Here is a 23023-nt window from a genome sequence, read left to right as displayed (position 1 = left end):
CTCAGTGGCGCGCGGTCTCGCCCGACATGGGATTGTCTTCACCCGATCCATCCAGCGCGTTGCCGCTGGCATCGGTCGGGCGCTGACGCGTCGGATTATGTTCGTCTTCCTCGGGCCGCACGCGTGCATGGTGACGCGCGATGAGCCATGCCGCCGCGATGGCGCCGACACCCAGACCCACGCCAATGGCGAGACCCAGCGGGCGACGACGCGCGTGACGTCCCGCTTCCGCCAGCGCCTGCGAGGTCAGTGAGCCCGCGCGGCCGGCATACTCACGCGCCGTGCCGATGGCCTGATGTTCGCGGTTGCCGGTCATCGAACCGACGAGGCGCTCGGCGCGGCCGAAAAGTTCCGCACGGAGGCTCTTGCTGCGCAGGAATGTCATGGCTGTCTCCTTGTTTCGAGACCGACACGATGACCGCCATGGCGTGATGATTTTGCGGTGGCGGCGTGGAGGCTGCTACGCCTCCACGCCCTGGTCGTGCGCGGGGCGCGATCCTAGGGTTTCCAGCCAGGCTTCGTCGGAGCCTTCTTCCACGCCCTCGAACAGGAAGGTGGAAAGATAGCGCTCGCCGGTGTCCGGGAGCATGGCGAGGATGACGCTGCCCTCCTCGGCGCTTTCGGCGTATTTCAGGGCGGCGGCAAGCGTCGCACCGGCGGAGATACCGACAAAGAGACCTTCCTCGCTGGCGAGTCGGCGGGCCGTATCGCGGGCGAGCACCTCGTCCACCGGGATATCGACGTCGAAGATCTTGCGGTTGAGTACCTCGGGCACGAAGTCCGGCGTCCAGCCCTGGATCTTGTGCGGTGCCCAGGGCTGGTCGGCGAGCAACTGGGCCGCGGCCGGCTCGGTGGTAACAATCTTCACCTCGGGGCGCGCGATCTTGAGCACCTCGCCCACACCGGTCAGTGTGCCGCCGGTGCCCCAGCCGGTCACGAAGGCATCGAGGCGGCGGCCGGCGAAGTCCTGGAGGATCTCGGCGGCGGTGGTGCTCCGGTGATAGGCCGGGTTAGCCGGATTCTGGAATTGCCTGGGCAGGAACCAGCCGTGCTTCGCCGCAAGCTCCTCGGCACGTCGGACCATGCCGCTGCCGCGCTCGGCGGCGGGGGTCAGGATCACGCGGGCACCGTAGGCGCGCATCAGCTTGCGGCGCTCGACGGAGAAGCTGTCCGCCATGGTCGCCACGAACTTGTAACCCTTGGCCGCGCAGACCATGGCCAGCGCGACGCCCGTATTGCCCGAGGTGGCCTCGACCACGGTGTCGCCGGGTTTCAGCAGACCCTTGGCTTCGGCATCGAGAATGACCGCGATGGCCAGGCGGTCCTTGACCGAGCCGCCGGGGTTGAAGAATTCGACCTTCGCGTACAGGGAAATGCCAGCCGGGGCGACGCGATGCAGGCGAACGATGGGCGTGCGGCCGATCGTGTCGAGAATGCTCTCGTGAATCATGGGGTAATCCTTGACGGGAAGTACGAGAACCCAGAAGGTACTCCCCGGACCACGGGGCGACAAACCCCACCGGATCACGCAGACTCCCGGTCCATGAATCGACGTCCATACGCCTTCGCCGCCACCCTGCTGCTGACCGCCGCCGCCCAGGCACAGGACTTTCCGCGGACGCCGGCCGAATACCTCCGACGCATGGACGCCAATGGCGACGGCAAGGTCGACGAGGCCGAGTACGTCCGCTACATGAGCCAGGGCTTCCTGCGCATGGACGTCAACGGCGACGGCGTGCTCGATGCCAACGATGGCCCGATGCGGCCCGGCGCCAGGCCCGTGAGGCTGGAAGAGTTCCAGCGCAACCTGATCCTCCAGTTCCACAAGCTGGACAGGAACAGGGACGGTTTCCTCAACGCGAAGGAACTGTCCCAGCCGCCGATGTGACATCGCGCCCGCAAGAGCCTGCGGTGCGTTACCCTCTGCCCCACTTTGGAGAGGACGGATGAATACGACGGAACTGTTCCTGATCGCGATGACGATCATTCTTGGCGTGCCTTATCTGATCTGGCGCGTCTTTCGGACCGACTACTGGGCACCGCTGGTGGTGGTGCAGATCCTTACCGGGATCCTGCTGGGGCCGGGCGTGCTGGGGAAGGTCTTCCCCGACTACTACACGACGGTGTTCGCGCCGCCCGTCATCGGTGCCCTCAACGGCATCGCCTGGTGGGCCGTGATGGTCTTCGTCTGGATCGCCGGCATCGAGCTCGACCTGCGCGACGCCTGGAAGCAACGCCGTGAATGCGGGACCACGGCCGCCCTCGCCCTCGGCGTGCCTCTTGCGACCGGCTGCCTTGCCGCGCTGGCCATGCTGGCCTGGCGCGGGGGATGGATGGGTGAAGCGGCGACGACGTGGCAATTCGTGCTGGGCATCGGCATGGCCTGCGCCGTGACCGCGCTACCGATCCTCATCCTGCTGATGGAGAAGATGGGTATTCTGCGGGCACCGCTGGGACAGCGTGTGCTGCGTTATGCGAGCCTGGACGATCTCGCGATCTGGGCGGTGCTGGCGATCATCCTGCTCGACTGGAAACGTGTCGGCCATCAGGTGGCCTTCCTGGCCGTGTTCGCTGTCGCCTCCGCCGCATTCCGGCGGCTGATGGCACGTGTGCCGGAGCCGGACCGCTATTTCATCGGTCTGATCTGGCTGGCCGCGTGTGGTTACGGTGCCGACTGGTGCGGTCTGCATTTCATGGTCGGAGCCTTCCTTGCGGGCGCCGTGATGGAACGTGACTGGTTCACGCTCGAGAAGCTCGACGGTCTGCGTCACAACGTCCTGCTCGTCATCATGCCGGTGTTCTTCCTGTCCACCGGTCTGCGAACGAACTGGCAGGTCGGAGGCACGGCGGTGTTCGCCGCCGCGGCTCTGCTGCTGGTCGCCTCCGTCGTGGGCAAGCTGGCCGGCGTCGGCATCGCCGGTAAGCTGCTCGGCTGGGCACGTGGCGATGCCTGGACCATCGGCTGGCTGCTGCAGACCAAGGCGCTGATCATGATCATCTTCGTCAACGTGCTGCTCGACCGTCACATCATCACCAGCGAGACATTCACCGCGCTGCTGCTGATGGCGGTGGCCAGCACCATGCTGACCACCCCGATCGTCAAACCGCGGCTGAAGCACTTCACCCCATGAGTACGACGGAACCGAAGAGCACGACGCACACACCGGTGCGCCGCGCCGCCGTGATCTTCATCTTCGTCACGGTGCTGATCGACATTCTGGCGTTCGGCATCATCATTCCGGTGTTGCCGCACCTCATCGAACAGATGACCGGCAATACCGTATCGAACGCGGCGTGGTGGGTCGGTGTGTTCGGTACGGTCTTCGCCGCGGTGCAGTTCATTTCGTCGCCGATCCAGGGGGCGTTGTCGGACCGCTTCGGGCGTCGCCCTGTCGTGTTGCTTTCGAATCTCGGGCTTGGGCTCGACTTCGTATTGATGGCCGTGGCGCCTTCGTTGTGGCTGCTGTTCGTCGGGCGCGTCATCTCCGGCATGACCGCCGCCAGCTTCACCACGGCCAATGCCTACATCGCCGACGTCACGCCGCCGGAAAAACGCGCGGCGGCCTTCGGCATGCTCGGCGGCGCGTTCGGTATCGGCTTCATCATCGGACCGGCGCTCGGCGGATTCCTTGGCGGATTCGACCTGCGCCTGCCGTTCTGGGTCGCCGCGGGTCTGGCGCTGACGAACTTCCTTTACGGGTATTTCATCCTGCCGGAGTCGCTACCGGTGGAGAAGCGCAGCGCACGCTTCGAACCGCACAGCGCAAGTCCACTGGGCTCGCTGAAGATGCTTCGCCGGCATCGCGAGATTTTCGGTCTGTCGGTCGTGATGTTCCTTTTCTACCTCGGGCACTACGTTTTACAGACGGTGTTCGTCCTCTATGCCGACTACCGTTATCACTGGGGTCCCCAGGCGGTGGGGTACGTGCTCGCGCTCGTCGGCGCCTGCGATGGATCGGTGCAGGCATTCCTCACCGGTCGACTGACTGCGCGCTTCGGGGAGCGACGGGTCATGGTCGCGGGGCTGTCGTTCGGTGTGGCGGCATTCGCCGTCATGGGTTTCGCCACGACCGGATGGGTATTCCTGATCGGTATTCCGCTGCTGTCACTGTGGGGGCTGTCCGGACCGCCGATCCAGTCGATCATGACGCGCCATGTGGCGCCCGATGAGCAGGGTCGTCTGCAAGGCGCCGTGACCAGCCTGGGCAGCTTCGCCGGGATCTTCGGGCCTTATCTGTTTGCGCAGATCTTCGCCTTCGCGATCGCGCCGGAGCGGAGCGTGCATGTACCGGGCGTCCCGTTCATCCTGGCCGCTGCGCTGGTCGGGGCCGGAGCGGTTATCGCCGCGCGGGCTACCCGGCAGGAGAGCCCCAGCATAACGAGCCCCTGACACGTTCGGGCGGTCCATGACCGCCTGGGCGTGCCCTTCGCCAGGGTCAGGTGATGGACGAGCCGCCCCTCCGGCGCTACCCGCGAAAACGTGAGCTAATTCGCAATCGCCGTCGTATCATGGGCAGAATTTCGACCTATCACGCGACGGCTGGGGCGTGCGTTTGGACAACCAGTTGTGGGAAAGCAAATATCACGAGGCGGTCGACCGGCTGACCCGTGAGGAAACCCAGTGGAAGACCGCCGAGTCCCTGCTGCGCCAGCTGGTCGGCTGCCTTGGCCGCGCGGCGCACGGCTCGAACGACCAGCTCGATCCGCATATCGAGCAACTGTCCTCGGCCTTGCACGGCCCCGTCGACGCCATGGTGCTCGAGCCACTGGTCAACGACCTGAGCCAGGCGCTGGACAGGCTGGGCGAGCGCCCGCAGAACGCCGTCGAAGAACGCTCCATCCCGATCACCCGCCCCCAGCGCACCGAGCACGGATCCTCCGTGCAGTCGGCGCTGAGCCGGCTGGTCGATCGTATCGTCGTCCTGCCGAAGCTGGCTGACCGCGCCAACGACCTCCGTCACGATGTGGCGGACGCCGGCGACCTGGTCGCCCTGGCGGCGTGCGGTGATCGCCTCGCGGATCTGGTCAACGAGCAGCGGATCGGCCTTCAGCGGGAAATCGACGCGCTTCAGGCGGTGCTTCGCCATGTCACCAGCCGTCTCGACGAGATGAGCCAGTACATGTCGCGCGAGCTCGCCGACCAGTCCACCGGAGAGGCCAATGGCCAGGCGCTGGACGCCTCGGTAAGTCACGAGATGCGCCTGCTGGACGAAGCCGCCCTGGAACTGGACGACATTCACGACCTGCGCGAGCGCGTCGGCGAAAGCATCGAAAAGATTGCCGCCTGTTTCCGCGAGTTTCGCGATCGCGAAGGCAGCCGTCTTACGGCGTACCGTGACCGTGCCGAAAAGATGCGCCTGCGCATCGAACAGCTCGAAACCGAACGCAACGCTCTGCAGCGTTCGCTCGAACGCGAGCACGAGCTGGCCCAGACCGACACGATGATCGGCATGCCCAACCGCCTTGCTTACGAAAAGCGGATCGAGGTGGCGTTCGAGGCATGGAAGACGGCGTCCCGCCCGCTGTGCGTCGCGGCGATCGACATCGACCACTTCAAGAGCATCAACGACACCTACGGCCACACCGCCGGCGACGCCGTCCTGCGCATCATCGGCCAGGCCCTGGTGAAGCATGTGCGCCCGTGCGACTTCGTCGCCCGCTACGGCGGCGAAGAGTTCATCGTGGTGTTCGATGGCGCCGACGAGCATGAAGCGCTGCAGGTCTGCGAGCGCCTGCGCGGGAAGATCCAGCATCTGGCCTTCCACGCCAGCCGGCAGCCGGTGCGGGTCACCGCCTCCATCGGTCTGACGCAGTTCCAGTCGGGCGATACACCCCAGACGGTGTTCGATCGCGCCGACCTTGCGCTCTATACCGCCAAGAACGGCGGACGGAACCGCTGCGTCATCGGCTAGCCCGCTACGTCGCCACGCCGAAGATACGCCCGACCGTCGAGGACAGCACCATCGCGGCGGTGCCCCAGAACACGATGCGCACCATGCCGCGAAGCATGCCGGCGCCTGCCAGCCGTGCCGACATCGCCCCGAGCGCCGCGAGAGCGATCAACGAGACGACGATGATCGCGGGTGTCATTGCCACGCGAGGCACCAGCGCGGCAGCCGCGATGGGCAGAATCGCGCCGACGGCAAAGCTGGCCGCCGACGCCGCGGCAGCCTGCAATGGCCGCGCAGCCGTCGCATCCGACATGCCGAGCTCGTCGCGCAGATGCGCACCCAACGCGTCGTGCGCCATCAGCTGATCGGCGACCTCACTGGCAAGCTTGCGGTCCAGACCGCGATGCACATAGATCTCGGTCAGCTCGCGATGCTCGCCCACCGGATCTTCGGCCAGTTCGATCGATTCGAGCTGACGCTCGGCGTGCTCACTGTCGGCCTGCGAACGCACGGAGACATACTCACCCGCCGCCATCGACATCGCGCCGGCGACCAGCCCAGCGACACCGGCCAGCAGGACCTGGCTGCCACCGGCCTTGGCGGATGCCACGCCGACCAGCAGGCTCGCCGTGGAAAGGATCCCGTCGTTGGCCCCGAGCACGGCGGCGCGGAGCCAGCCGATACGGTCCAGGCGATGATGCTCATGGTGTCGTATGCGATGCATCGTCTTCTTCCTTCTTCTTGTTCTCGTCAGCGCGCTCTTCCGCGAACGCCACGAGCCAGCCGATGCCCAGGGCGCAGGCCGTACCCAGCAAGACTTCACCCAGTCGATAGAGCGCGGTTTCCCAAACGGGGCCATCGCTGGGCACGAGGAGCAGGATGGCGGCCGTGATGCCACCCACGCGTGCCGCGGCACCCGCATTGGCGGTCCAGCAGGCAATAGTGACGACGCCCAGCCCGACGGCGAAGGAAAGCAGGTCGCCACCGCCGCCGACCCAGAGGCCGAGCAGCCCGGCCACGCCACCGAAGGCGGTCCCGAGGATACGATCGCGACCGGCGCCACGCGTATCGCCGAAATGGGGCTGAATGACCGCGATGGCGCTGATCGCGGCCCAGAAGGCCTGACCCGTGTGCAGCGCATGGCCGATGCCGTAAGCCACACTGGCGGCGAGAACCGTCTTCAGCGCCATGAACACGCCGGTGCGCACCCGGCCGCCCAGCGGCATGGTGCGGAGCATGCGGTCCAGCATCGACTGCGCGCGATGCAGGCGGGTCGTCCGGCGCTCGGTCTCGGTTCGGGAGTCGGTCTCGCTCATGCCACCATCGTAACCGCAGGGTGTGTGGAGAAATCGCGCGCGGGGCGCGCTCCTACACGAGCAGGGGACTTCAGGACTTCAGTTTCCAGCCGGTACGGAAGATCCACCAGACCACGGCGAGGCAGACGACCAGGAACCCCACCGTCGCTCCCACGCTCACCAGCACGTTGACGTCGGCCTGGCCGTAGAAGCTCCAGCGAAAACCGTTGACCAGATAGACCACCGGATTGAACAAGGTGATCTTCTGCCACATCGGCGGCAACATCGAGATGGAATAGAAGCTGCCGCCGAGGAAGGTCAGCGGCGTGATCACCATCAACGGCACCACCTGCAGTTTCTGGAAATCATCCGCCCACAGACCGATGATGAAACCGAACAGGCTGAAGGTCACCGCGGTCAGCAGCAGGAAGCCGATCATCCACACGGGGTGCTGGATCTCGTAAGGCACGAACAAGCGTGCGGTCACGAGGATCAGCAGCCCGAGAATCACCGACTTGGTGGCCGCCGCACCGACGTAGCCGATGACGACTTCGACATAGGACACCGGTGCCGAAAGCAGCTCGTAAATCGTGCCAGCCCATTTCGGCATATAGATACCGAACGATGCATTGGAGACGCTCTCGTTGAGCAACGACAGCATGATCAGGCCGGGGATGATGAAAGCGCCGTAGCTGATGCCTCCGATGGCGCCCATGCGTGAGCCGATGGCCGCGCCGAAGACGACGAAGTACAACGACGTGGAAAGCACGGGCGAGGCGATGCTCTGGGTCAGCGTGCGGAACGTGCGGGCCATTTCGAAGCGGTAGATGGCACGGATCGCGTGGATATTCATACGCCACCCCTCACCAGGCTTACGAAAATGTCTTCGAGCGAACTCTCGCTCGAATGGAGATCCTTGAAATCGATGCCCAGCTCGTTGAGCTTGCGCAGCAGCACCGCGATACCGGTATCGTCGCCCTGCGTATCGAACGTGTACGTCAGGGACTGGCCATCCGCGCTCAGCTCCAGCGGCCACTCGTTCAGGCCTTCGGGCACGGCGGTCAGCGGGCTCTGCAGGGACAGCGTCAGCTGCTTCTTGCCCAGCTTGCGCATGAGAGTGTGCTTCTCTTCCACGATGACGATTTCGCCGCGATTGATGACGCCGATGCGGTCGGCCATCTCCTGCGCTTCTTCGATGTAATGCGTGGTGAGGATGATGGTGACACCCGACTCGCGCAGGCGACGGACCATCTGCCACATGTCGTGGCGCAGTTCGACGTCGACACCGGCCGTGGGCTCGTCGAGAAACAACACGCGAGGCTCGTGCGCCAGCGCCTTCGCGATCAGCACGCGGCGCTTCATGCCGCCGGACAGCGACATGATTTTCGAGTCGCGTTTCTCCCATAACGACAGATCGCGCAGGACGCGTTCCAGGTGCACGGGGTTGGGCGCCTTGCCGAACAGGCCGCGGCTGAATTTCACCGTGGCCCAGACGGTTTCGAAGGCATCCGTGGACAGCTCCTGCGGCACCAGCCCGATCAGGCCGCGCGCGGCGCGGAAGTCCTTGCGGATGTCATGACCGTCGACGGTCACGCTGCCGCCGGTGCCGTTGACGATGCCGCAGACGATGCTGATCAGGGTGGTCTTGCCGGCGCCGTTCGGGCCGAGCAACGCGAAGATCTCGCCCCGCTTGATGTCGAGGTCCACGCCGTTCAGTGCGCGCAGCCCGCTTTTGTATTCTTTGGTCAATCCGCGGATCGCGACGATGGCGTCGGGCGCGGCGGTGGTGGCATCCATGGTAACCCGCGATGTCGATGGGTAAGACGGCCGATGGTAGACCCATGCGGAGCATGGGGCGAGACCTTGTGGATCGGCGCGGCGGCCCCAGATCGAACGCGATTGCCCACCCAAAGGCCCTGCCATGTCCATCTCGCTCTACGACGCCACGGTTCCCGTCTTCGTCCGCGGCTTCCGCGTCCTGTCCGACCTGCTCACCAAGGCGGAGGCCCAGGCCGACGCTTCCGTCCTGATCGATGCCCGTCTCGCGCCGGACATGCTCAGCCTCGCGGGCCAGATCCAGCGCGCCAGCGATACCGCCAAGTTCGCCGTGGCCCGCGTGGGTGAAGTGCAGCCGCCGTCGTTCGAGGACAACGAAACCACCTTCGCCGACCTGCGCAAGCGCATCGATGCGACCGTAGCCTGGATCGAATCCGTGGACCGCGCCGCCATCGACGCGGGCGAATCGCGCACGATCACGCGCAAGTTCAAGGATAAGGAATACAACTTCTCGGCGCAGGAGTACCTGCTGACCTTCGGCATCCCCAACTTCTTCTTCCACGTGACCACCGCGTACGACATCCTGCGCCATAACGGCGTCGCCATCGGCAAGCTGGATTACCTCGGCTTTGCCGGATGAGTGACGGCCGATGCCGTTGCGCCTGGGGTGAGACCGACGACCTGCTGCGCGGGTACCACGACCGCGAATGGGGCGTGCCCGAGCGCGACGGCCGGCGGCTATGGGAGAAGCTGGTTCTGGACGGTTTCCAGGCGGGGCTGTCGTGGCGAACCATCCTGGCGCGTCGCGACGGCTTCCGGCAGGCGTTCGAAGGATTCGATCCGGACGTCGTCGCGGCCTACGGTCCACGCGAGATCGAGCGGCTGTTGGCCGATCCGGGAATCATCCGCTCGCGGTCCAAGATAGGCGCCGCCGTCGGCAACGCGAAGGCGTACGTGGCCATGCGGGAAGCTGGCGAGGATTTCGCCGGTTTCTGCTGGAACTTCGTGGGGGGTGACCCCATGCTTTGGGAAGGGCCGGTGCCACCGAACAGTCCACTGTCGGAGCAGGCATCCAGAGCCCTGAAGAAACGCGGTTTCACCTTCGTCGGACCGACCATCGTGTTCGCCTGGATGGAAGCCACCGGGATGATCAACAGCCACGCCCCGGACTGCTTCAGGCGCACCGAGCTATCGCGTAAGCCTTTACCGGACAAGGGTTAACGCCTTTTTTAGCCGGGAAGGCGTAGGTTCGACTCAACGCCGCCACGCGGCGTTTTCCGTCTGGTCCACCCAACCATCTGTGAGGGTCCCATGGCTTCGAGTTCCGCCCAGCTGTTCATTCCGCACTGCGAATCGACACAGGGACCGTGGATCGTCCGCCGTGCCTCGTCACCGCTTGGCCGCTACGCCAGTCAGGCCATGGCCATCGCCGCCGCGGAGGCGCTCGCGCCGGGCCTCTCCGACAGCCTCGGCCTCCCCGTGGAGATCCACGTTCAGCAAGCCGATGGCACGTGGGAAGAACACACCTACGTAGTCGCCGGGCTGGTGGCCGGCCTCCCTGCGTCGCCCGCCGGGATCAACCGTCACGCCTGAGCGTCATGGGGTGAGACGTCGATGAGGTAACCTTGACCGGTTGCCTCTTCCTCTTTTGCGCCCATCGATGCTCACCGACGACACCAAAGCCGCCATCCGCGCTGCCTACACGCGGCTGAAGGACGGGCTTGCGGGTTTCCGCGGCCGTTCGGCGCAGCTGAAGATGATCGCGGAGGTCGCCAAGGCGCTGGCCGAACCGGCGGGCGCCGCGGTGATCGAGGCGCCGACCGGCACGGGTAAGTCGATGGCTTACCTCATCGCTGGCCTGGAAGTCGCCCGGGCCCAGAAGAAGAAGCTGGTCATCGCGACGGCCACGGTGGCGCTGCAGGAGCAGCTGGTCCAGCGCGACATTCCCCAATACCTCAGCTTGTGCGGCGTCGAGGCCAAGATTGCGCTGGCCAAGGGCCGTGGCCGTTACCTGTGCCCGCGCAATCTGCGCATGGCCGGTGCCGAACCCGCCGCCCAGACCGGTTTCGATTTCGACGCCGATCTCGCCTTGTGGTCACGCCCACCGGCGGAGCGCGACACCAAGGCGGTCGAGAAACTCGGCAAGGCCTTCGAATCGCGTGAGTGGAGCGGCGACATCGACACCAGCCCGGAGCCTCTGTCCGATCTGGTCCGCGGCATGATCACGACCAGCGCCGGCGGTTGCACGGGACGCAAATGCGGCGCCTTCGCGGTGTGCCCGTTCTTCGTCGCCCGCCGCGCCATCGGCGAGGCCGACATCGTGGTCGCCAACCAGGATCTGGTGCTGGCCGACCTGACCATGCCGCGCGACGAAGACACCTTCGGCGGCGTCATCCTGCCGAAGCCGGAAGACACCCTCTACATCTTCGACGAGGCGCACCACGTGCCTGCCAAGGCCATCGACCGTGGCGCGGCCGACGTGCACCTCGCCACGGCCGTGCGTCGCATCGGTCGTCTGCAGAACCAGATTCACGGCGCCTATTCGCTCACCGACAAGGAGAGCATCGGCAACCTCACGCTGGAAGCCGGCGACGAGAAGATGGTGGCCATGTCCAACGCGCTCGAAGAAATCGAGCGCGAGATCCGCATGACGTGGACGCCGTCGTCCAACGAAACCGAGCCCGTCTTCCGCGCGTCGCTGGGCCAGCTTCCGGAAAACTGGAAGATGCACGCCGAGCATCTGCACCTGATCACGCGGGACATCCAGCGCTGGCTGCGCACCGTGCGCCGCACCGTCGTCGAGATGGAAGCGGGCGGCCCCACGCAGGAAGCGCTGTCGCGCGAGCTGGGCATCGCGCTCGAACGCCTCGAGCGCCAGGTGAAGACCTGGTATGCCTGGTCGACCGAGGATCGCGAGAACGGTCCGCCGCTGGCGCGCTGGGTCACCATGACGCCGGAGCAGCAGCTGGTCTGTCATGCATCCGCGGTATCCGCGGGTGGCCTGTTGCGTAACGTACTGTGGGACAACGCATCGGCGGTGGTCATGACCTCGGCCACGTTGAGCGCGGGCGGAAATTTCCGGGGGTTTGCGGACTCCGTCGGACTGCCCAACGAGGCCGTCACGCTGAGCCTTCCATCGCCATTCGATCTCGAGAATCAGGCGACATTGAGCGTGCCGAGCATGCGCACGTTGCCGGACGATCGGGAAGGCCACGCTCGGGAAATCTCCGAGTGGCTGGCGAAGAATCTGGACTGGAACGCGGGCAACCTCGTGCTGTTCACCTCGCGCGCCAAGCTCGACCGTGTGCTGCAGACATTGCCGATCGAGTTCGTGCGCAAGGTGCGCGCGCAGGGTTCGTTGTCCAAGCAGCAGCTCATTACCGAGCATCGCGAAGACATCGAAGCCGGCAAGGGCAGCACGCTGTTCGGTCTGGCCTCGTTCGGCGAGGGCCTCGATCTGCCCGGCAAGCTGTGCGAGACCGTGGTCGTGACGCAGCTTCCGTTTGCCGTGCCGACCGATCCGGTAGGCGCGACCTATGCGGAGTGGCTGGAGTCGCGCGGACGCAATCCGTTTATCGAGGTGAGCGTGCCGGACGCGACGCGTATTCTCACGCAGTACTGCGGCCGGCTGATTCGTACCGAGACGGATACGGGGCGCATCGTGCTGCTCGACCGTCGCGTGATCACCAAGCGCTACGGCACCGGCATGTTGCGCGCGCTGCCGCCGTTCGCGCGCGATATCGAGCGCGTGGCATGAGCATCGTCCGCTTCGACGCATTGAAAGCCGTGCCGTGGAAGAACGGCCTCGGCATCACGCGTGAGATCGTGGTCGAGCCGCCGGGCGCGACGATGGATGATTTTCTGTGGCGTGTGAGCATCGCCGACGTGGATACGGCCTCGCCGTTCTCGGTGTTCGCAGGCATCGATCGCACGATCGTTCTCATCGAAGGCGATGGATTCACGATGACCCTCGACGGTGAGCGTCAGCATGCGTTGACGATGGCTTGCGAGCCGTTTGCGTTTGCGGGCGAGTCACGGGTGGACGTGCGGCTTGCCGGTGGCGCGACGCGTGATTTCAATCTCATGGTGCGGCGCGGCCATGCCTCGGGACGGATCGATGTCGTGCGCGGGCCCGTTACGATGGACGGCTCGAACATCGCGTTGCTGCATGTCGCGCGCGGCGAGGCAACCATCGATGGCGAGGCCTGCGCTCAGGGCGACACCGCTATCGCTCCGCGGTCGGTGACGCTGCGCGATAACGCGACCGCCCTTCTGATCCGGATCGCCTGACCCGACCGGTTCGATCAGGCGACGTGGTCGACCGCCGGATCTTCCGGCGCCTGGGGCTCTTCCCGCTTCCACAGGTCCACGGACGTGAGCTGAAAGGCCACCGGAGGCACGGCGGCCTGCCAGTCCCCGATGCCGGGGAACGCCTTTCCGAGGTCGCGGACCAGTTCGGTGAATCCCCGGTCCTTCTCGGACACGGCCAGGGGCGGAATGCCTTCCGCGTGGAAATACAGGAAAACCGTTTCGAACGAGCCGTCGTCGCGATTGCCCGCCTCGACGCGCGTCACCTGCTCCAGTGCCAGTTCCGTGGCGTGGAAACGCGCCGGGCAATGCACGATGACCTGCGCCTCGCGGTCCAGGTGCACCGTGCCGCGCGCGCCGAACCGGTCGCGCAAGCGCCGGAGCAGGGGCCTTCGGGCAGGGGGTGATCGGTGATCCATGGCGCGACGTTACCCAGCGTCGATCGCAAATTCAAACGGGGTTCACCCCCGATACGCATCGTAGGGGGTCGCCCCAACGGAATCTCCGCCATGCGCTCTGCCCTCACGGCCCTTCTCCTGTCCATGGCCTCGACCGGTGCCCTTGCGAGCACGCCGGTCACGGCCGTCTCCGATCTCGACCTGCAGCGCTATGCCGGAACGTGGCACGAGATCGCCCGCCTGCCCATGTGGTTCCAGCGGAAGTGCGAGAAGGACGTTACCGCGCATTACACCCCGAATCCCGACGGCACGGTGGCCGTGCGCAACGCATGCGTCACGGCGGAGGGGAAGACCATCGCCAGCGACGGCGTGGCTCGTCGGCCTGAGCCGTATTCACGAGGCAAGCTGCAGGTGCGCTTCGCGCCAGCCTGGCTGTCGTGGGTGCCCCTGGTCTGGGCGGATTACTGGGTCATCGCGCTGGACGACGACTATCGCTGGGCGATGGTGGGGCAGCCGGGGCGCAAGTACCTGTGGATTCTGTCCCGGGAGCCTACGCTGGACCGGAAAACGTTCGAGGCCCTGAAGGCGCAGGCGGTGGCGATGGGCTACGATCTCGCGCCTCTGATCATGTCCGGAAAAGTCGAGTAACCCGAATGAGCAGCGCAAGCCCCGCTACCTGCCCCTGCGGGCTCGATACGCCCTACGTCGCATGCTGCGGCCGATGGCATGGCGGTGTGCCCGCGCCTACGGCCGAAGCGCTGATGCGCTCGCGCTACACCGCTTACGTCCTCGGACTCGAGGACTACCTGCTTGCCACCTGGCATGTATCGACGCGTCCTGCGGCACTTGGACTCGCGAGTCAGTCTCCCAGGCCCACGTGGCTGGGTCTGACTGTGAAGCGGCACGAGAGTCCCTCGCCCGATACGGCGATCGTCGCCTTCGTCGCACGCCTGCGCATGGGCGGTGGCAGAGCGGAACGGATGCACGAGACGAGCCGTTTCGTACGCGACGACGGGCGCTGGTTTTACGTGGACGGCGATCTGGGCGCATGACGCCCGATTCCGGCGCGATCGTTTGTCGTGCCATTCGTGAGCGGCGCTTGCTCGTGGTCGGATACGGCGGTGCGCAGCGTGTCGTGCAGCCCCATGTGTATGGCGACGACCATTCCGGTGACCGGTTGCTCAGCGCTTATCAGGTCAGCGGCGGCAGCGCTTCCGGTGCATCGCAGGGGTGGAAGACGCTCCGGATGGACCGGGTGGAATCGATCGCTTTATCCGACGAGCGGTTTCACGGTGCGCGGTCGGATTTTCAGCGCGATGATGGGGCGTTTCTGAGGATCGTCTGTCAGCTGACCGACTGAGGCGGCGTGTTCTCACCAGTGGGCTGGCTCCGACCAGGTGCCGGTTTCGGTGGGAGCCAACCCTGTTGGCGATGGGCCGCGGCAGCAGCCCATCCGATCAGATGATGGACCGCGTCACGCCACCATCGACACGAATGGCCGCACCTGTCGTGCCCGACGCCTGCTCGGACGCGAGGTAAACCGACGCGTTGGCGACTTCCTCAACGCTCAGCAGGCGCTTGATCAGCGACGTCGGACGATGCGTCTGGATGAAGTCCTTCTCGACCGCCTCCATCGTCGTCCCCTGATCCTTCGCGATCTTGCCGAAGAACTCGCTCACACCTTCGGACAAGGTCGGACCCGGGAGGATGGCGTTGACCGTGACACCGGTGCCCGAGAGCACCTCAGCGAGACCACGCGACACGCCGAGCTGCGCCGTCTTGGTCACGCCGTAATGGACCATCTCAGCCGGTACCTGCACGCCCGACTCACTGGAGATGAACTGCACGCGACCCCAGCCACGCTCGGCCATCCCCCTGGCGTAGTGACGCGACAGACGCACGCCGGAGTTCACGTTCACTTCGAAGAAGCGGCTCCACTCGGCGTCGTCGATGGCGAAGAAATCCTTCGGCTCGAAGATGCCGAGGTTGTTTACAAGGATGTCGGTATCGGGGACGGCCTTGATCAGGGCCGCGGCACCCTCGGCCGTGCCGAGATCGGCGGCGACGCCCGTGACGGTCGCATTCGGCGCGGCCTTCTTTACGGCGGCGATCGCTTCGTCGACGCGACCCTGGGTGCGGCCGGTGATGACAACGCTGGCGCCGGCGACGGCGAGGCCGGTCGCGATGGCCAGGCCGATGCCCGCGGTGGAACCGGTGACGATGGCGCTGCGCTTGCTGAGGTCGATGTTCATGGAGTGGCTCCGGATGGATGAGGGGTAGACCTCCATCATCGTCGGGGCGGTGTGGGACGGGATCAATCGCTGACCGGAGGAAAGACTTTCGCGCTGGGGCCAAGAAACGGGTGTGATGGGGTGCCCCCTGGCGCGGGAATCGCCAGCAGGGCTGGCTCCTACAGGGGCATCGCAAGACTCGGCGTTTGGACCGGCGTCCGGGTTAAACGGCCGGATCGGCGGTGAGGCGGGTTTCGCCCTGGGGGACGCCGTTGGGACCGAAGCGACGTTCGGCGATGGTGGTGCGGCCCTCGTGGTCGACGAGGATGACCGTGCTGGCGCGGGTGCCGTAGGCCTCACCTACGATGAATGCGCTGGAGAGAAAGCGCTCCCGCTCGATACCGATGCCGGTGTCGGGGAGCACGTCATCGGGCCAGCGGCCCTGATCGGAGAGCATGGCGAAGAGCGACTCCAGTGTGCCTTCCGCAGTCGCAGTGGCGCCAACGGCGCTGGCTGCGCGGCTGGTGTTGACTTCAGCGCTTGCGTTGGGCGCGAGGCCGTAGCCAGCGCCATGCTTCAGCCAATCGGATAGGCGACCTACAAGTGCACGTGTCTTCGGCCAGGGCGCATTGAAGTCCGCGTTACTCAGGCCGTGCACGCCGCCTTCGACCGGCTGCGCGCGGGCAACGGGATGATTGCCGAGGTAATACGCGTCGTCGCGATCGAAGGTCAGCAGATTGAAGGGCCGGTAGTCCCGCGCGCTCGCCATGAGTTCGATCGCGTGCGTCCGCGCCGGCAACGTGGAGCCGAGGTAGTCCGCGACCAGCAGGCCACGGGAGAGGCCGCTGTGGTCGGCGGTCATGTCCCGGACGTTGGTGATGACGCTGACCCTGCCATCGGGAGCGACGCCGGCCCAGGTTCCCCCGGCTTCGAGATCACGGCCGGCGAGGATCTGCGGTGCCTCGTCCCAGGGGGCGAGTGGCGCGGTCGGACGGGCGTGGAATTCATCGCGGTTAGCGACGAGCACGAGGCGCCAGCGCGGATGGGCGCGCCAGGCGAAGGCGATCAGGCACATGAGGGGGTCGGAGCCTGGGGAAGCATTGCGGCTATTGTGCGCCCTCGAGCCGTCCTGTGGACACCGGCCTGGCGGGAGCCGACGCCCCGCTGGGCGCAACCGGGCTGGCTCCCGCCAGAACACGGTGGCACCGGTTCACCGGTGCCACCGGCACGCTTACGCCGCGACGGTGACCTCGGCTTTCTTCGCGGCGAGCATGCGTGCGATGGAAGCGGCGGCTTCGCGACCGTCGTAGACGGCACGCACCACAAGATCCGCACCGCGCACGTTGTCGCCGCCGGCGAAGACGCGCGGATTGCTGGTCTGCAGCGGCAGGCGGCCTTCGCCACCGGCCACGATGCGACCGCTGCGATCGCGCTCGATGCCGAACGTGTCGCACCAGTCGGGCGGACTCGCCTGAAAGCCGAAGGCCTGGATGACGACGTCGGCGCGCAGATCGGTTTCGCTGCCCGGTACGTTCTGCGGACGCGGACGGCCGTCGTCGCCTTCGACCAGCTGGGTCTCGACGACACGAACGGCTTTCACACGGCCATCTTCACCGACCAGGGCCGTCGGCTGACGCTGAAACAGGAAGCGGACGCCCTCTTCGCGGGAGTAACCGACTTCGCGACGCGAGCCCGGCATGCTGGGCTCGTCGCGACGATAGACGCAGGTGACCGAAGCGGCACCGAGACGAATCGCCGTGCGGTTGCAGTCCATGCCGGTGTCACCGCCGCCGAGCACGACGACGTGCTTGCCGGCGAGATCGTATTCGGCGGCCGGCTCTTCTTCGCGCAACAGACGGTCGGTGTTGGCGATGAGGAACGGGAGCGCGTCGTGCACACCCACCAGATCGCGACCGTCGAGCTGGCCGTCGACATAGGTATATGCGCCGGTACCGACAAACACGGCGTCGTAATCCGCCAGCAACTCGTCGAACGCGATGTCGCGACCGATCTCGATGCCGAGGCGGAAGGTCACTCCCATGCCTTCGAGCACCATGCGGCGCGTGCGCACGACGGACTTGTCGAGCTTGAACGGCGGAATGCCGAAGGTCAGCAGACCACCGATCTCGTGATACTTGTCGAACACATCGGCGGCGATACCCGCGCGACGCAGGCGATCCGCGCAGGCCAGACCAGCGGGACCCGCGCCGACGATGGCGACGCGCGCACCGGTTTCCTTCACACGCGACAGATCGGGGCGCCAGCCCTGACGAATCGCTTCGTCCGTCGCCCAGCGTTCGACGCTGCCGATGGTGACGGCACCGAAGTCACCCTGCTCGAGGGTGCATGCACCCTCGCAGAGACGATCCTGCGGACAGACGCGACCGCAGATCTCCGGCAAGGGGTTGGTCTCGTGCATCAGCGTCGCCGCTTCGAACAGACGGCCGTCCTGCACCAGCTTCAGCCAGTTCGGGATGTAGTTGTGCACCGGGCAGGCGTGCTCGCAATACGGGTTACCGCAGTCGATACAACGCTCCGACTGCGATGCGGCTTCCGACGACGCGAAGTCGCCGGAGATCTCGCCGTAGCCGAGCACGCGCACCGCGACCGGCACCGTACGCGGCGTCTGGCGGGGGATTTCGAGAAAGCGGAAGTCCTTCGAACTCATGCCGCACTCCGCAGTTCTTCGGCCAGCGCGTCGAGACTCGCGGCCTTGGGTTTCACCAGCCAGAAGCGCTGCAGCAGGCCACGGAAATCGCCGAGTACCTTGCGACCCCAGGCGGAGTCGGTGAGTTCGGCGTGGCGGGCGATCAGCTGGCGCAGATGCTGCATGTAATGTTCCATGCCTTCGTGAGAGATGCGCACGATGTCGACGAGTTCGTGGTTGTAGCAATCGACGAAATTGCGCTCCATGTCCAGCACGTAGGCGAAACCGCCGGTCATGCCGGCGCCGAAGTTCAGTCCGGTGCGACCCAGCACGGCGACGACGCCACCGGTCATGTACTCGCAGCAATGGTCGCCCGCGCCTTCGACGACGGCCAATGCGCCGGAATTGCGCACGGCGAAGCGTTCGCCGGCCTGACCCGCGGCGAACAGTTCGCCACCGGTTGCGCCGTACAGACAGGTATTGCCGATGATCGAGGCGTCCTGGCTGGCGAACGGCGAATCGGCCGGCGGACGAATGACCAGACGGCCACCTGCCATACCCTTACCGACGCCGTCGTTGGCCTCGCCGATCAGATCGATGTTGACGCCGGCGGCGTTCCACGCACCGAGACTCTGCCCCGCCGCGCCGAGCAGATGCAGGTTCACCGGTTTGCCCGCCATGCCCATATCGCCCCAGCGACGGGCGACGTCACCGGACAGCCGCGCACCGATGGCGCGATCCGTGTTGGCGATCGGGTAGGTAAACGTGCCGCCCAGGCCATCCTTCACCGCTTCGCGCGTTTCCGCCGCGATGCGACTGGCGAGCGCCGCGGGGTCGCGCATCGGGTTACGCGCGAAGGTGCAGGCGAAGTCGACCTTCTCACCCATGCCGTCTTCGCTGATGAGCGGCGACAGATCGAGGCGTTCCTGCACCGGCGTCACGCCGTCACGCTGCTCGAGGCGACCGCTCTGGCCGATGAGTTCGGCGATGGAGCGGACACCCAGTTGCGCGAGATGCTGGCGCACGTCCTCCGCGATGAAGCGGAAGTAGTTCATCACCATGTCGGGCAGCCCGAGGAAGTGCTTCTGCCGCAGGATCGGGTGCTGCGTGGCGACGCCCGTCGCACAGTTGTTCAGATGGCAGATACGCAGGTACTTGCAGCCGAGCGCGACCATCGGACCGGTGCCGAAGCCGAAGCTTTCGGCGCCGAGCATCGCCGCCTTGATGACATCGAGACCGGTCTTCAGACCACCGTCGGTCTGCAGGCGCACGCGACCGCGCAGGTCGTTGAGGCGAAGCGTCTGCTGCGTCTCCGCCAGACCCAGCTCCCACGGGGTACCCGCGTACTTGATCGAGGTGAGCGGACTGGCACCGGTACCGCCGTCGTGGCCGGAAACCGTGATCAGATCCGCGCCCGCCTTGACCACACCGGCGGCCACGGTGCCGACGCCCGCGTGCGAGACGAGCTTCACCGAGATCAGCGCCTGCGGATTCACTTCCTTGAGGTCGTGGATCAGCTGGGCGAGGTCTTCGATGGAATAGATGTCGTGATGGGGCGGCGGCGAGATCAGCCCGATACCCGGCTTCGCGTAACGAAGACGAGCGATGGTCGCGTCGACCTTGTGACCCGGCAGCTGACCGCCCTCACCCGGCTTGGCGCCCTGGGCGATCTTGATCTGCAGCACTTCGGCGTTGACCAGATACGTCGGTGTGACGCCGAAACGACCCGAGGCCACCTGCTTGATCTTGGACGCGCGGTCGGTGCCGTAGCGCGCGGGATCTTCACCGCCCTCACCCGAGTTGCTGCGGGCGCCGAGGCGGTTCATCGCGATAGCGAGCGCCTCGTGCGCTTCGGGCGACAGCGCACCGAGCGACATGCCGGCGGAGTCGAAACGCTTGAGGATGTCCTCGACCGGTTCGACGTCGTCCAGCGGAATGGGCGTGGTCGCGCGTGGCACGAGCAGATCGCGCAGTGCGGACGGCGGACGCGTGTCGACGTAACGTGCGTATTTGGCGTAGTCGGCGTAGTCGCCCGTACGTACCGCCACCTGGAGGCTGGCGATGACGTCCGGGTTGTACATGTGGAACTCGCCACCGTGCACGTACTTGAACAGGCCACCGGCACGCAGCGCGTGCGCTTCGTCCCAGGCTTCGGCAGCGAGCAGACGCTGCTCCTGCTCGAGGTCGGCGAAGGTGGACCCGCCGATACGCGACGGCGTGCCCGGGAAACAGGTGGCGACGACTTCCGGCGCCAGACCGACGATCTCGAACAGCTGCGCACCGCGATAGCCCGCCACCGTGGAGATACCCATCTTCGACAGGATCTTCAGCAGGCCCTTGCGGATGCCGCGACGGTAGTTGCGGCCGATCTCGCGCGGAGCGCCTTCGCCGTTGCGGATGTGCCCGCTGCGGCCCATGTCGAACAGACTCTGGTAGGCCAGCCACGGGTAGATCGCGGTGGCGCCGAAACCGAGCAGACACGCGAAGTGATGCGGATCGCGCGGCGTCGCCGTCTCGACCATGATGTTGCACTGACAGCGCAGGCCCTTGTCGACCAGACGCGCATGCACGGCACCGGTGGCCAGCAGCGAATGAATCGGCAACAGATCGCGGCGCGGATAGCGGTCGCTGAGGAACACGATACGCACGCCCGCGCGCACGGCTTTCTCGACGTCGTCGCAGATACGCAGGAGCGCCTGCTCGAGCGTTTCGTCCGCGCCGTACATGAGGTCGAAACGTGGCGTGTCCGCATAGTCCTCATTCGCCAGGATCTGACGCAGCTTGCGCTGCGAAAGGATCGGCGAGTTGAGCAGGATCTGCTTCGCGTTCTCCGGGCCGAGATCGAAGATGTTGCGTTCCTGGCCTATCTGGGTAACCAGCGACATCACCAGGCGCTCGCGCAGCGGATCGATCGGCGGATTCGTCACCTGGGCGAAGCCCTGGCGGAAGCGATCGAACAGCGGACGGATCTGTCGCGACAGCACGGCCATCGGCGTGTCGTCACCCATCGAGCCCGTGGCTTCCGCCTCGGTTTCGGCCAGCACCTTCAGCACCGACTCGCACTCTTCGCGCGACAGGCCGTAGAGCTTCTGGTAGCGGCGCAGTTCGTCGGCGGGCAGCGGTTCCGCCGCCAGGCTCGGATCGATCAGGTCGGACTCGAGATAGGTCACGCCGTCGCGCAGCCAGTCACGGAACGGTGCCCGCTGGCGGTTGATCGCGTCGATGTCGGCGTCACGCAGCAGACGGTGCTCGCGGAAGTCCACGGCGATCATCTCGCCGGGCGCAAGCCGACCCTTGGCGACGATACGCGACGACGGGACGTCCCACAGACCGGCCTCGGACGCCACGATCAGATGATTGTCGTCGGACAACGCCCAGCGCGCGGGACGCAGGCCGTTACGGTCCAGGGTGCAGGCGGCGTAACGGCCGTCGCACATCACCAGACCGGCGGGGCCGTCCCACGGCTCGCTATGCAGCGCGTAATACTCGTAGAACGCGGCGAGATCTTCGTCGATGTCTTCGCGCGCGGCGTAAGCCGGCGGCACGAGCACGCGCATGGCGGTGAGCAGATCCATGCCGCCCATGAGCAGCACTTCGAGCGCGTTGTCGAGACTTTCCGAATCCGAGCCGCTCTGGCGCACCAGCGGACCGATGTCGGAGAGATCGACGAGCTCGGAACGCATGACGGCCGTGCGGGCCTGCATCCAGCGACGGTTGGCACGAATGGTGTTGATCTCGCCGTTGTGCGCGAGCAGGCGGAACGGCTGGGCGAGGCGCCACTGCGGCGACGTGTTGGTCGAGAAACGCTGGTGGAAGACCACCGCGTCGGCGACCAGCGCCGGGTGCGCGAGGTCCGGATAGACCTGACGAAGACGACCGGGGGCCGCCATCGCCTTGTAGCCCACGACCTCGCCCGAGAGCGAGACCACATAGAACTGCTTGTCGTCGACCAGCTGCAGCTCGGTGCGGCGACGCGCACGGAACAGTGCGGCTTCGAATTCCGCCGGCGAAAGGTCGCCCGGCGCGTCGACGAAGATCTGTCGCACGCGTGGCATCGAAGACGACGCCAGCGGACCGCAGGCATCCGTGTCGACAGCGACGTCGCGCCAGCCGGCGACGGAAAGATTCACGGCGGCCAGCTCGGCCTCGAGCACACGAGCGCCGGTGTCGTCGCCGTTCGGGTCGAGGAAGACCACGCCCGCGGCGAAATGGGTGGCGAGCGTCACGCCCGCTTCGCCGGCGAGCGCGCGCAGCCATTCGACAGGACGGCGAATGAGCACACCGCAGCCGTCGCCGCTTATACCGTCGGCGTTGACGCCACCACGGTGGGAAAGTTTCGCGAGCGCGTCGAATGCGGTGTCGACCAGCTTCGCGCTGGCGTGACCGTCGATCTGCGCGACGATACCGAAGCCGCAGCTGTCGTGTTCGAACGCCTCGTCATAGAGGCGCGGAATGCCTTGCTTCACCATCCGCCTCC

General features: G+C 66.0%; 23 protein-coding genes. 12 read left to right on the top strand and 11 right to left on the bottom strand.

What is annotated here, in order from left to right; genetic code table 11:
- Nucleotide 1: 1 nt before the first annotated feature.
- Nucleotides 2-385, bottom strand: coding sequence for a hypothetical protein (locus FA85_RS12580; protein ID WP_036116269.1), 384 nt, complete (start codon nucleotides 383-385; stop codon nucleotides 2-4).
- A gap of 75 nt (nucleotides 386-460) precedes the next feature.
- Nucleotides 461-1450, bottom strand: a complete 990-nt coding sequence (gene cysK, locus FA85_RS12575; protein WP_036116270.1) for a cysteine synthase A — start codon at nucleotides 1448-1450, stop codon at nucleotides 461-463.
- Between the two features lie 93 nt (nucleotides 1451-1543).
- Between cysK and FA85_RS12570 the strand changes: the two genes are divergently transcribed.
- The 4 genes from FA85_RS12570 to FA85_RS12555 all read left to right on the top strand — a co-directional run bounded on the left by FA85_RS12570 (nucleotide 1544) and on the right by FA85_RS12555 (nucleotide 5912).
- On the top strand, nucleotides 1544-1888 hold the full coding sequence (locus tag FA85_RS12570) for an EF-hand domain-containing protein (RefSeq protein ID WP_036116277.1): 345 nt from the start codon (nucleotides 1544-1546) through the stop codon (nucleotides 1886-1888).
- A gap of 58 nt (nucleotides 1889-1946) precedes the next feature.
- A complete protein-coding gene (locus FA85_RS12565; protein WP_036116279.1) occupies nucleotides 1947-3131 on the top strand; it encodes a cation:proton antiporter in 1185 nt (394 codons plus the stop codon).
- On the top strand, nucleotides 3128-4390 hold the full coding sequence (locus tag FA85_RS12560) for a TCR/Tet family MFS transporter (protein ID WP_036116281.1): 1263 nt from the start codon (nucleotides 3128-3130) through the stop codon (nucleotides 4388-4390). The genes FA85_RS12565 and FA85_RS12560 overlap by 4 nt, the downstream gene beginning before the upstream one ends.
- Before the next feature lie 157 nt (nucleotides 4391-4547).
- Nucleotides 4548-5912: a GGDEF domain-containing protein gene (locus FA85_RS12555; RefSeq protein WP_036116282.1), complete on the top strand. Its 1365-nt coding sequence runs from the start codon at nucleotides 4548-4550 to the stop codon at nucleotides 5910-5912.
- Between the two features lie 4 nt (nucleotides 5913-5916).
- On the opposite strand, the gene FA85_RS12550 is transcribed toward FA85_RS12555, so the two are convergent.
- The 4 genes from FA85_RS12550 to FA85_RS12535 all read right to left on the bottom strand — a co-directional run bounded on the left by FA85_RS12550 (nucleotide 5917) and on the right by FA85_RS12535 (nucleotide 8983).
- The gene (locus FA85_RS12550) at nucleotides 5917-6615 is read right to left on the bottom strand and encodes a VIT1/CCC1 transporter family protein (RefSeq protein ID WP_036116283.1); all 699 of its coding nucleotides are present in this window, start codon (nucleotides 6613-6615) and stop codon (nucleotides 5917-5919) included.
- The gene (locus FA85_RS12545; RefSeq protein WP_081907601.1) at nucleotides 6593-7207 is read right to left on the bottom strand and encodes an FUSC family protein; all 615 of its coding nucleotides are present in this window, start codon (nucleotides 7205-7207) and stop codon (nucleotides 6593-6595) included. Before FA85_RS12545 ends, FA85_RS12550 begins: the two co-directional genes overlap by 23 nt.
- Nucleotides 7208-7277: 70 nt before the next feature.
- Nucleotides 7278-8039: an ABC transporter permease gene (locus FA85_RS12540; RefSeq protein WP_036116285.1), complete on the bottom strand. Its 762-nt coding sequence runs from the start codon at nucleotides 8037-8039 to the stop codon at nucleotides 7278-7280.
- On the bottom strand, nucleotides 8036-8983 hold the full coding sequence (locus tag FA85_RS12535; protein WP_036116286.1) for an ABC transporter ATP-binding protein: 948 nt from the start codon (nucleotides 8981-8983) through the stop codon (nucleotides 8036-8038). The genes FA85_RS12540 and FA85_RS12535 overlap by 4 nt, the downstream gene beginning before the upstream one ends.
- A 124-nt stretch (nucleotides 8984-9107) precedes the next feature.
- Between FA85_RS12535 and FA85_RS12530 the strand changes: the two genes are divergently transcribed.
- The 5 genes from FA85_RS12530 (at nucleotide 9108) to FA85_RS12510 (ending at nucleotide 13252) form a co-directional block, all read left to right on the top strand.
- Nucleotides 9108-9602, top strand: coding sequence for a DUF1993 domain-containing protein (locus FA85_RS12530; RefSeq protein WP_036116287.1), 495 nt, complete (start codon nucleotides 9108-9110; stop codon nucleotides 9600-9602).
- Complete coding sequence (locus FA85_RS12525; protein ID WP_036116288.1) at nucleotides 9599-10183, top strand: DNA-3-methyladenine glycosylase I; 585 nt, start codon at nucleotides 9599-9601, stop codon at nucleotides 10181-10183. Before FA85_RS12530 ends, FA85_RS12525 begins: the two co-directional genes overlap by 4 nt.
- A 90-nt stretch (nucleotides 10184-10273) precedes the next feature.
- Complete coding sequence (locus tag FA85_RS12520) at nucleotides 10274-10555, top strand: DUF2188 domain-containing protein (RefSeq protein WP_036116289.1); 282 nt, start codon at nucleotides 10274-10276, stop codon at nucleotides 10553-10555.
- Between the two features lie 67 nt (nucleotides 10556-10622).
- Nucleotides 10623-12719 carry an ATP-dependent DNA helicase DinG gene (gene dinG, locus FA85_RS12515; RefSeq protein WP_051944037.1) on the top strand — a complete coding sequence of 699 codons (2097 nt, stop codon included), beginning with the start codon at nucleotides 10623-10625 and terminating at the stop codon, nucleotides 12717-12719.
- Nucleotides 12716-13252 carry a HutD/Ves family protein gene (locus FA85_RS12510; protein WP_051944038.1) on the top strand — a complete coding sequence of 179 codons (537 nt, stop codon included), beginning with the start codon at nucleotides 12716-12718 and terminating at the stop codon, nucleotides 13250-13252. The genes dinG and FA85_RS12510 overlap by 4 nt, the downstream gene beginning before the upstream one ends.
- 14 nt (nucleotides 13253-13266) lie before the next feature.
- On the opposite strand, the gene FA85_RS12505 is transcribed toward FA85_RS12510, so the two are convergent.
- Complete coding sequence (locus FA85_RS12505) at nucleotides 13267-13644, bottom strand: hypothetical protein (protein WP_036116292.1); 378 nt, start codon at nucleotides 13642-13644, stop codon at nucleotides 13267-13269.
- Nucleotides 13645-13779: 135 nt separating this feature from the next.
- Between FA85_RS12505 and FA85_RS12500 the strand changes: the two genes are divergently transcribed.
- Genes FA85_RS12500 through FA85_RS12490 form a run of 3 tightly spaced genes read left to right on the top strand, consistent with a single transcriptional unit; the run spans nucleotide 13780 to nucleotide 15028 of the window.
- Entirely contained in the window at nucleotides 13780-14316 is a 537-nt protein-coding gene (locus FA85_RS12500) for a lipocalin family protein (protein ID WP_036116294.1), read from the top strand.
- A gap of 5 nt (nucleotides 14317-14321) precedes the next feature.
- Complete coding sequence (locus FA85_RS12495) at nucleotides 14322-14720, top strand: YchJ family protein (RefSeq protein WP_036116297.1); 399 nt, start codon at nucleotides 14322-14324, stop codon at nucleotides 14718-14720.
- A complete protein-coding gene (locus tag FA85_RS12490) occupies nucleotides 14717-15028 on the top strand; it encodes a WYL domain-containing protein (RefSeq protein ID WP_051944040.1) in 312 nt (103 codons plus the stop codon). Before FA85_RS12495 ends, FA85_RS12490 begins: the two co-directional genes overlap by 4 nt.
- Before the next feature lie 97 nt (nucleotides 15029-15125).
- Here the strand turns inward: FA85_RS12490 and FA85_RS12485 are convergent, their stop codons facing one another.
- The 4 genes from FA85_RS12485 to gltB form a co-directional block, all read right to left on the bottom strand.
- Entirely contained in the window at nucleotides 15126-15920 is a 795-nt protein-coding gene (locus FA85_RS12485; RefSeq protein WP_036116299.1) for an SDR family NAD(P)-dependent oxidoreductase, read from the bottom strand.
- A 202-nt stretch (nucleotides 15921-16122) separates the two neighbouring features.
- Nucleotides 16123-16974 carry an NRDE family protein gene (locus FA85_RS12480; RefSeq protein WP_036116301.1) on the bottom strand — a complete coding sequence of 284 codons (852 nt, stop codon included), beginning with the start codon at nucleotides 16972-16974 and terminating at the stop codon, nucleotides 16123-16125.
- Nucleotides 16975-17130: 156 nt separating this feature from the next.
- Nucleotides 17131-18567, bottom strand: coding sequence for a glutamate synthase subunit beta (locus tag FA85_RS12475; protein WP_036116303.1), 1437 nt, complete (start codon nucleotides 18565-18567; stop codon nucleotides 17131-17133).
- Nucleotides 18564-23015, bottom strand: a complete 4452-nt coding sequence (gltB, locus tag FA85_RS12470; RefSeq protein WP_036116304.1) for a glutamate synthase large subunit — start codon at nucleotides 23013-23015, stop codon at nucleotides 18564-18566. The genes FA85_RS12475 and gltB overlap by 4 nt, the downstream gene beginning before the upstream one ends.
- Nucleotides 23016-23023 lie beyond the last annotated feature (8 nt).

Origin of the sequence: Luteibacter mycovicinus, from assembly GCF_000745235.1 — a bacterium.
Classification (GTDB): Bacteria; Pseudomonadota; Gammaproteobacteria; order Xanthomonadales; family Rhodanobacteraceae; genus Luteibacter; species Luteibacter mycovicinus.
Note: the sequence above shows the minus strand (reverse complement) of the source record. Positions and strands in the feature narration are given on the sequence as shown.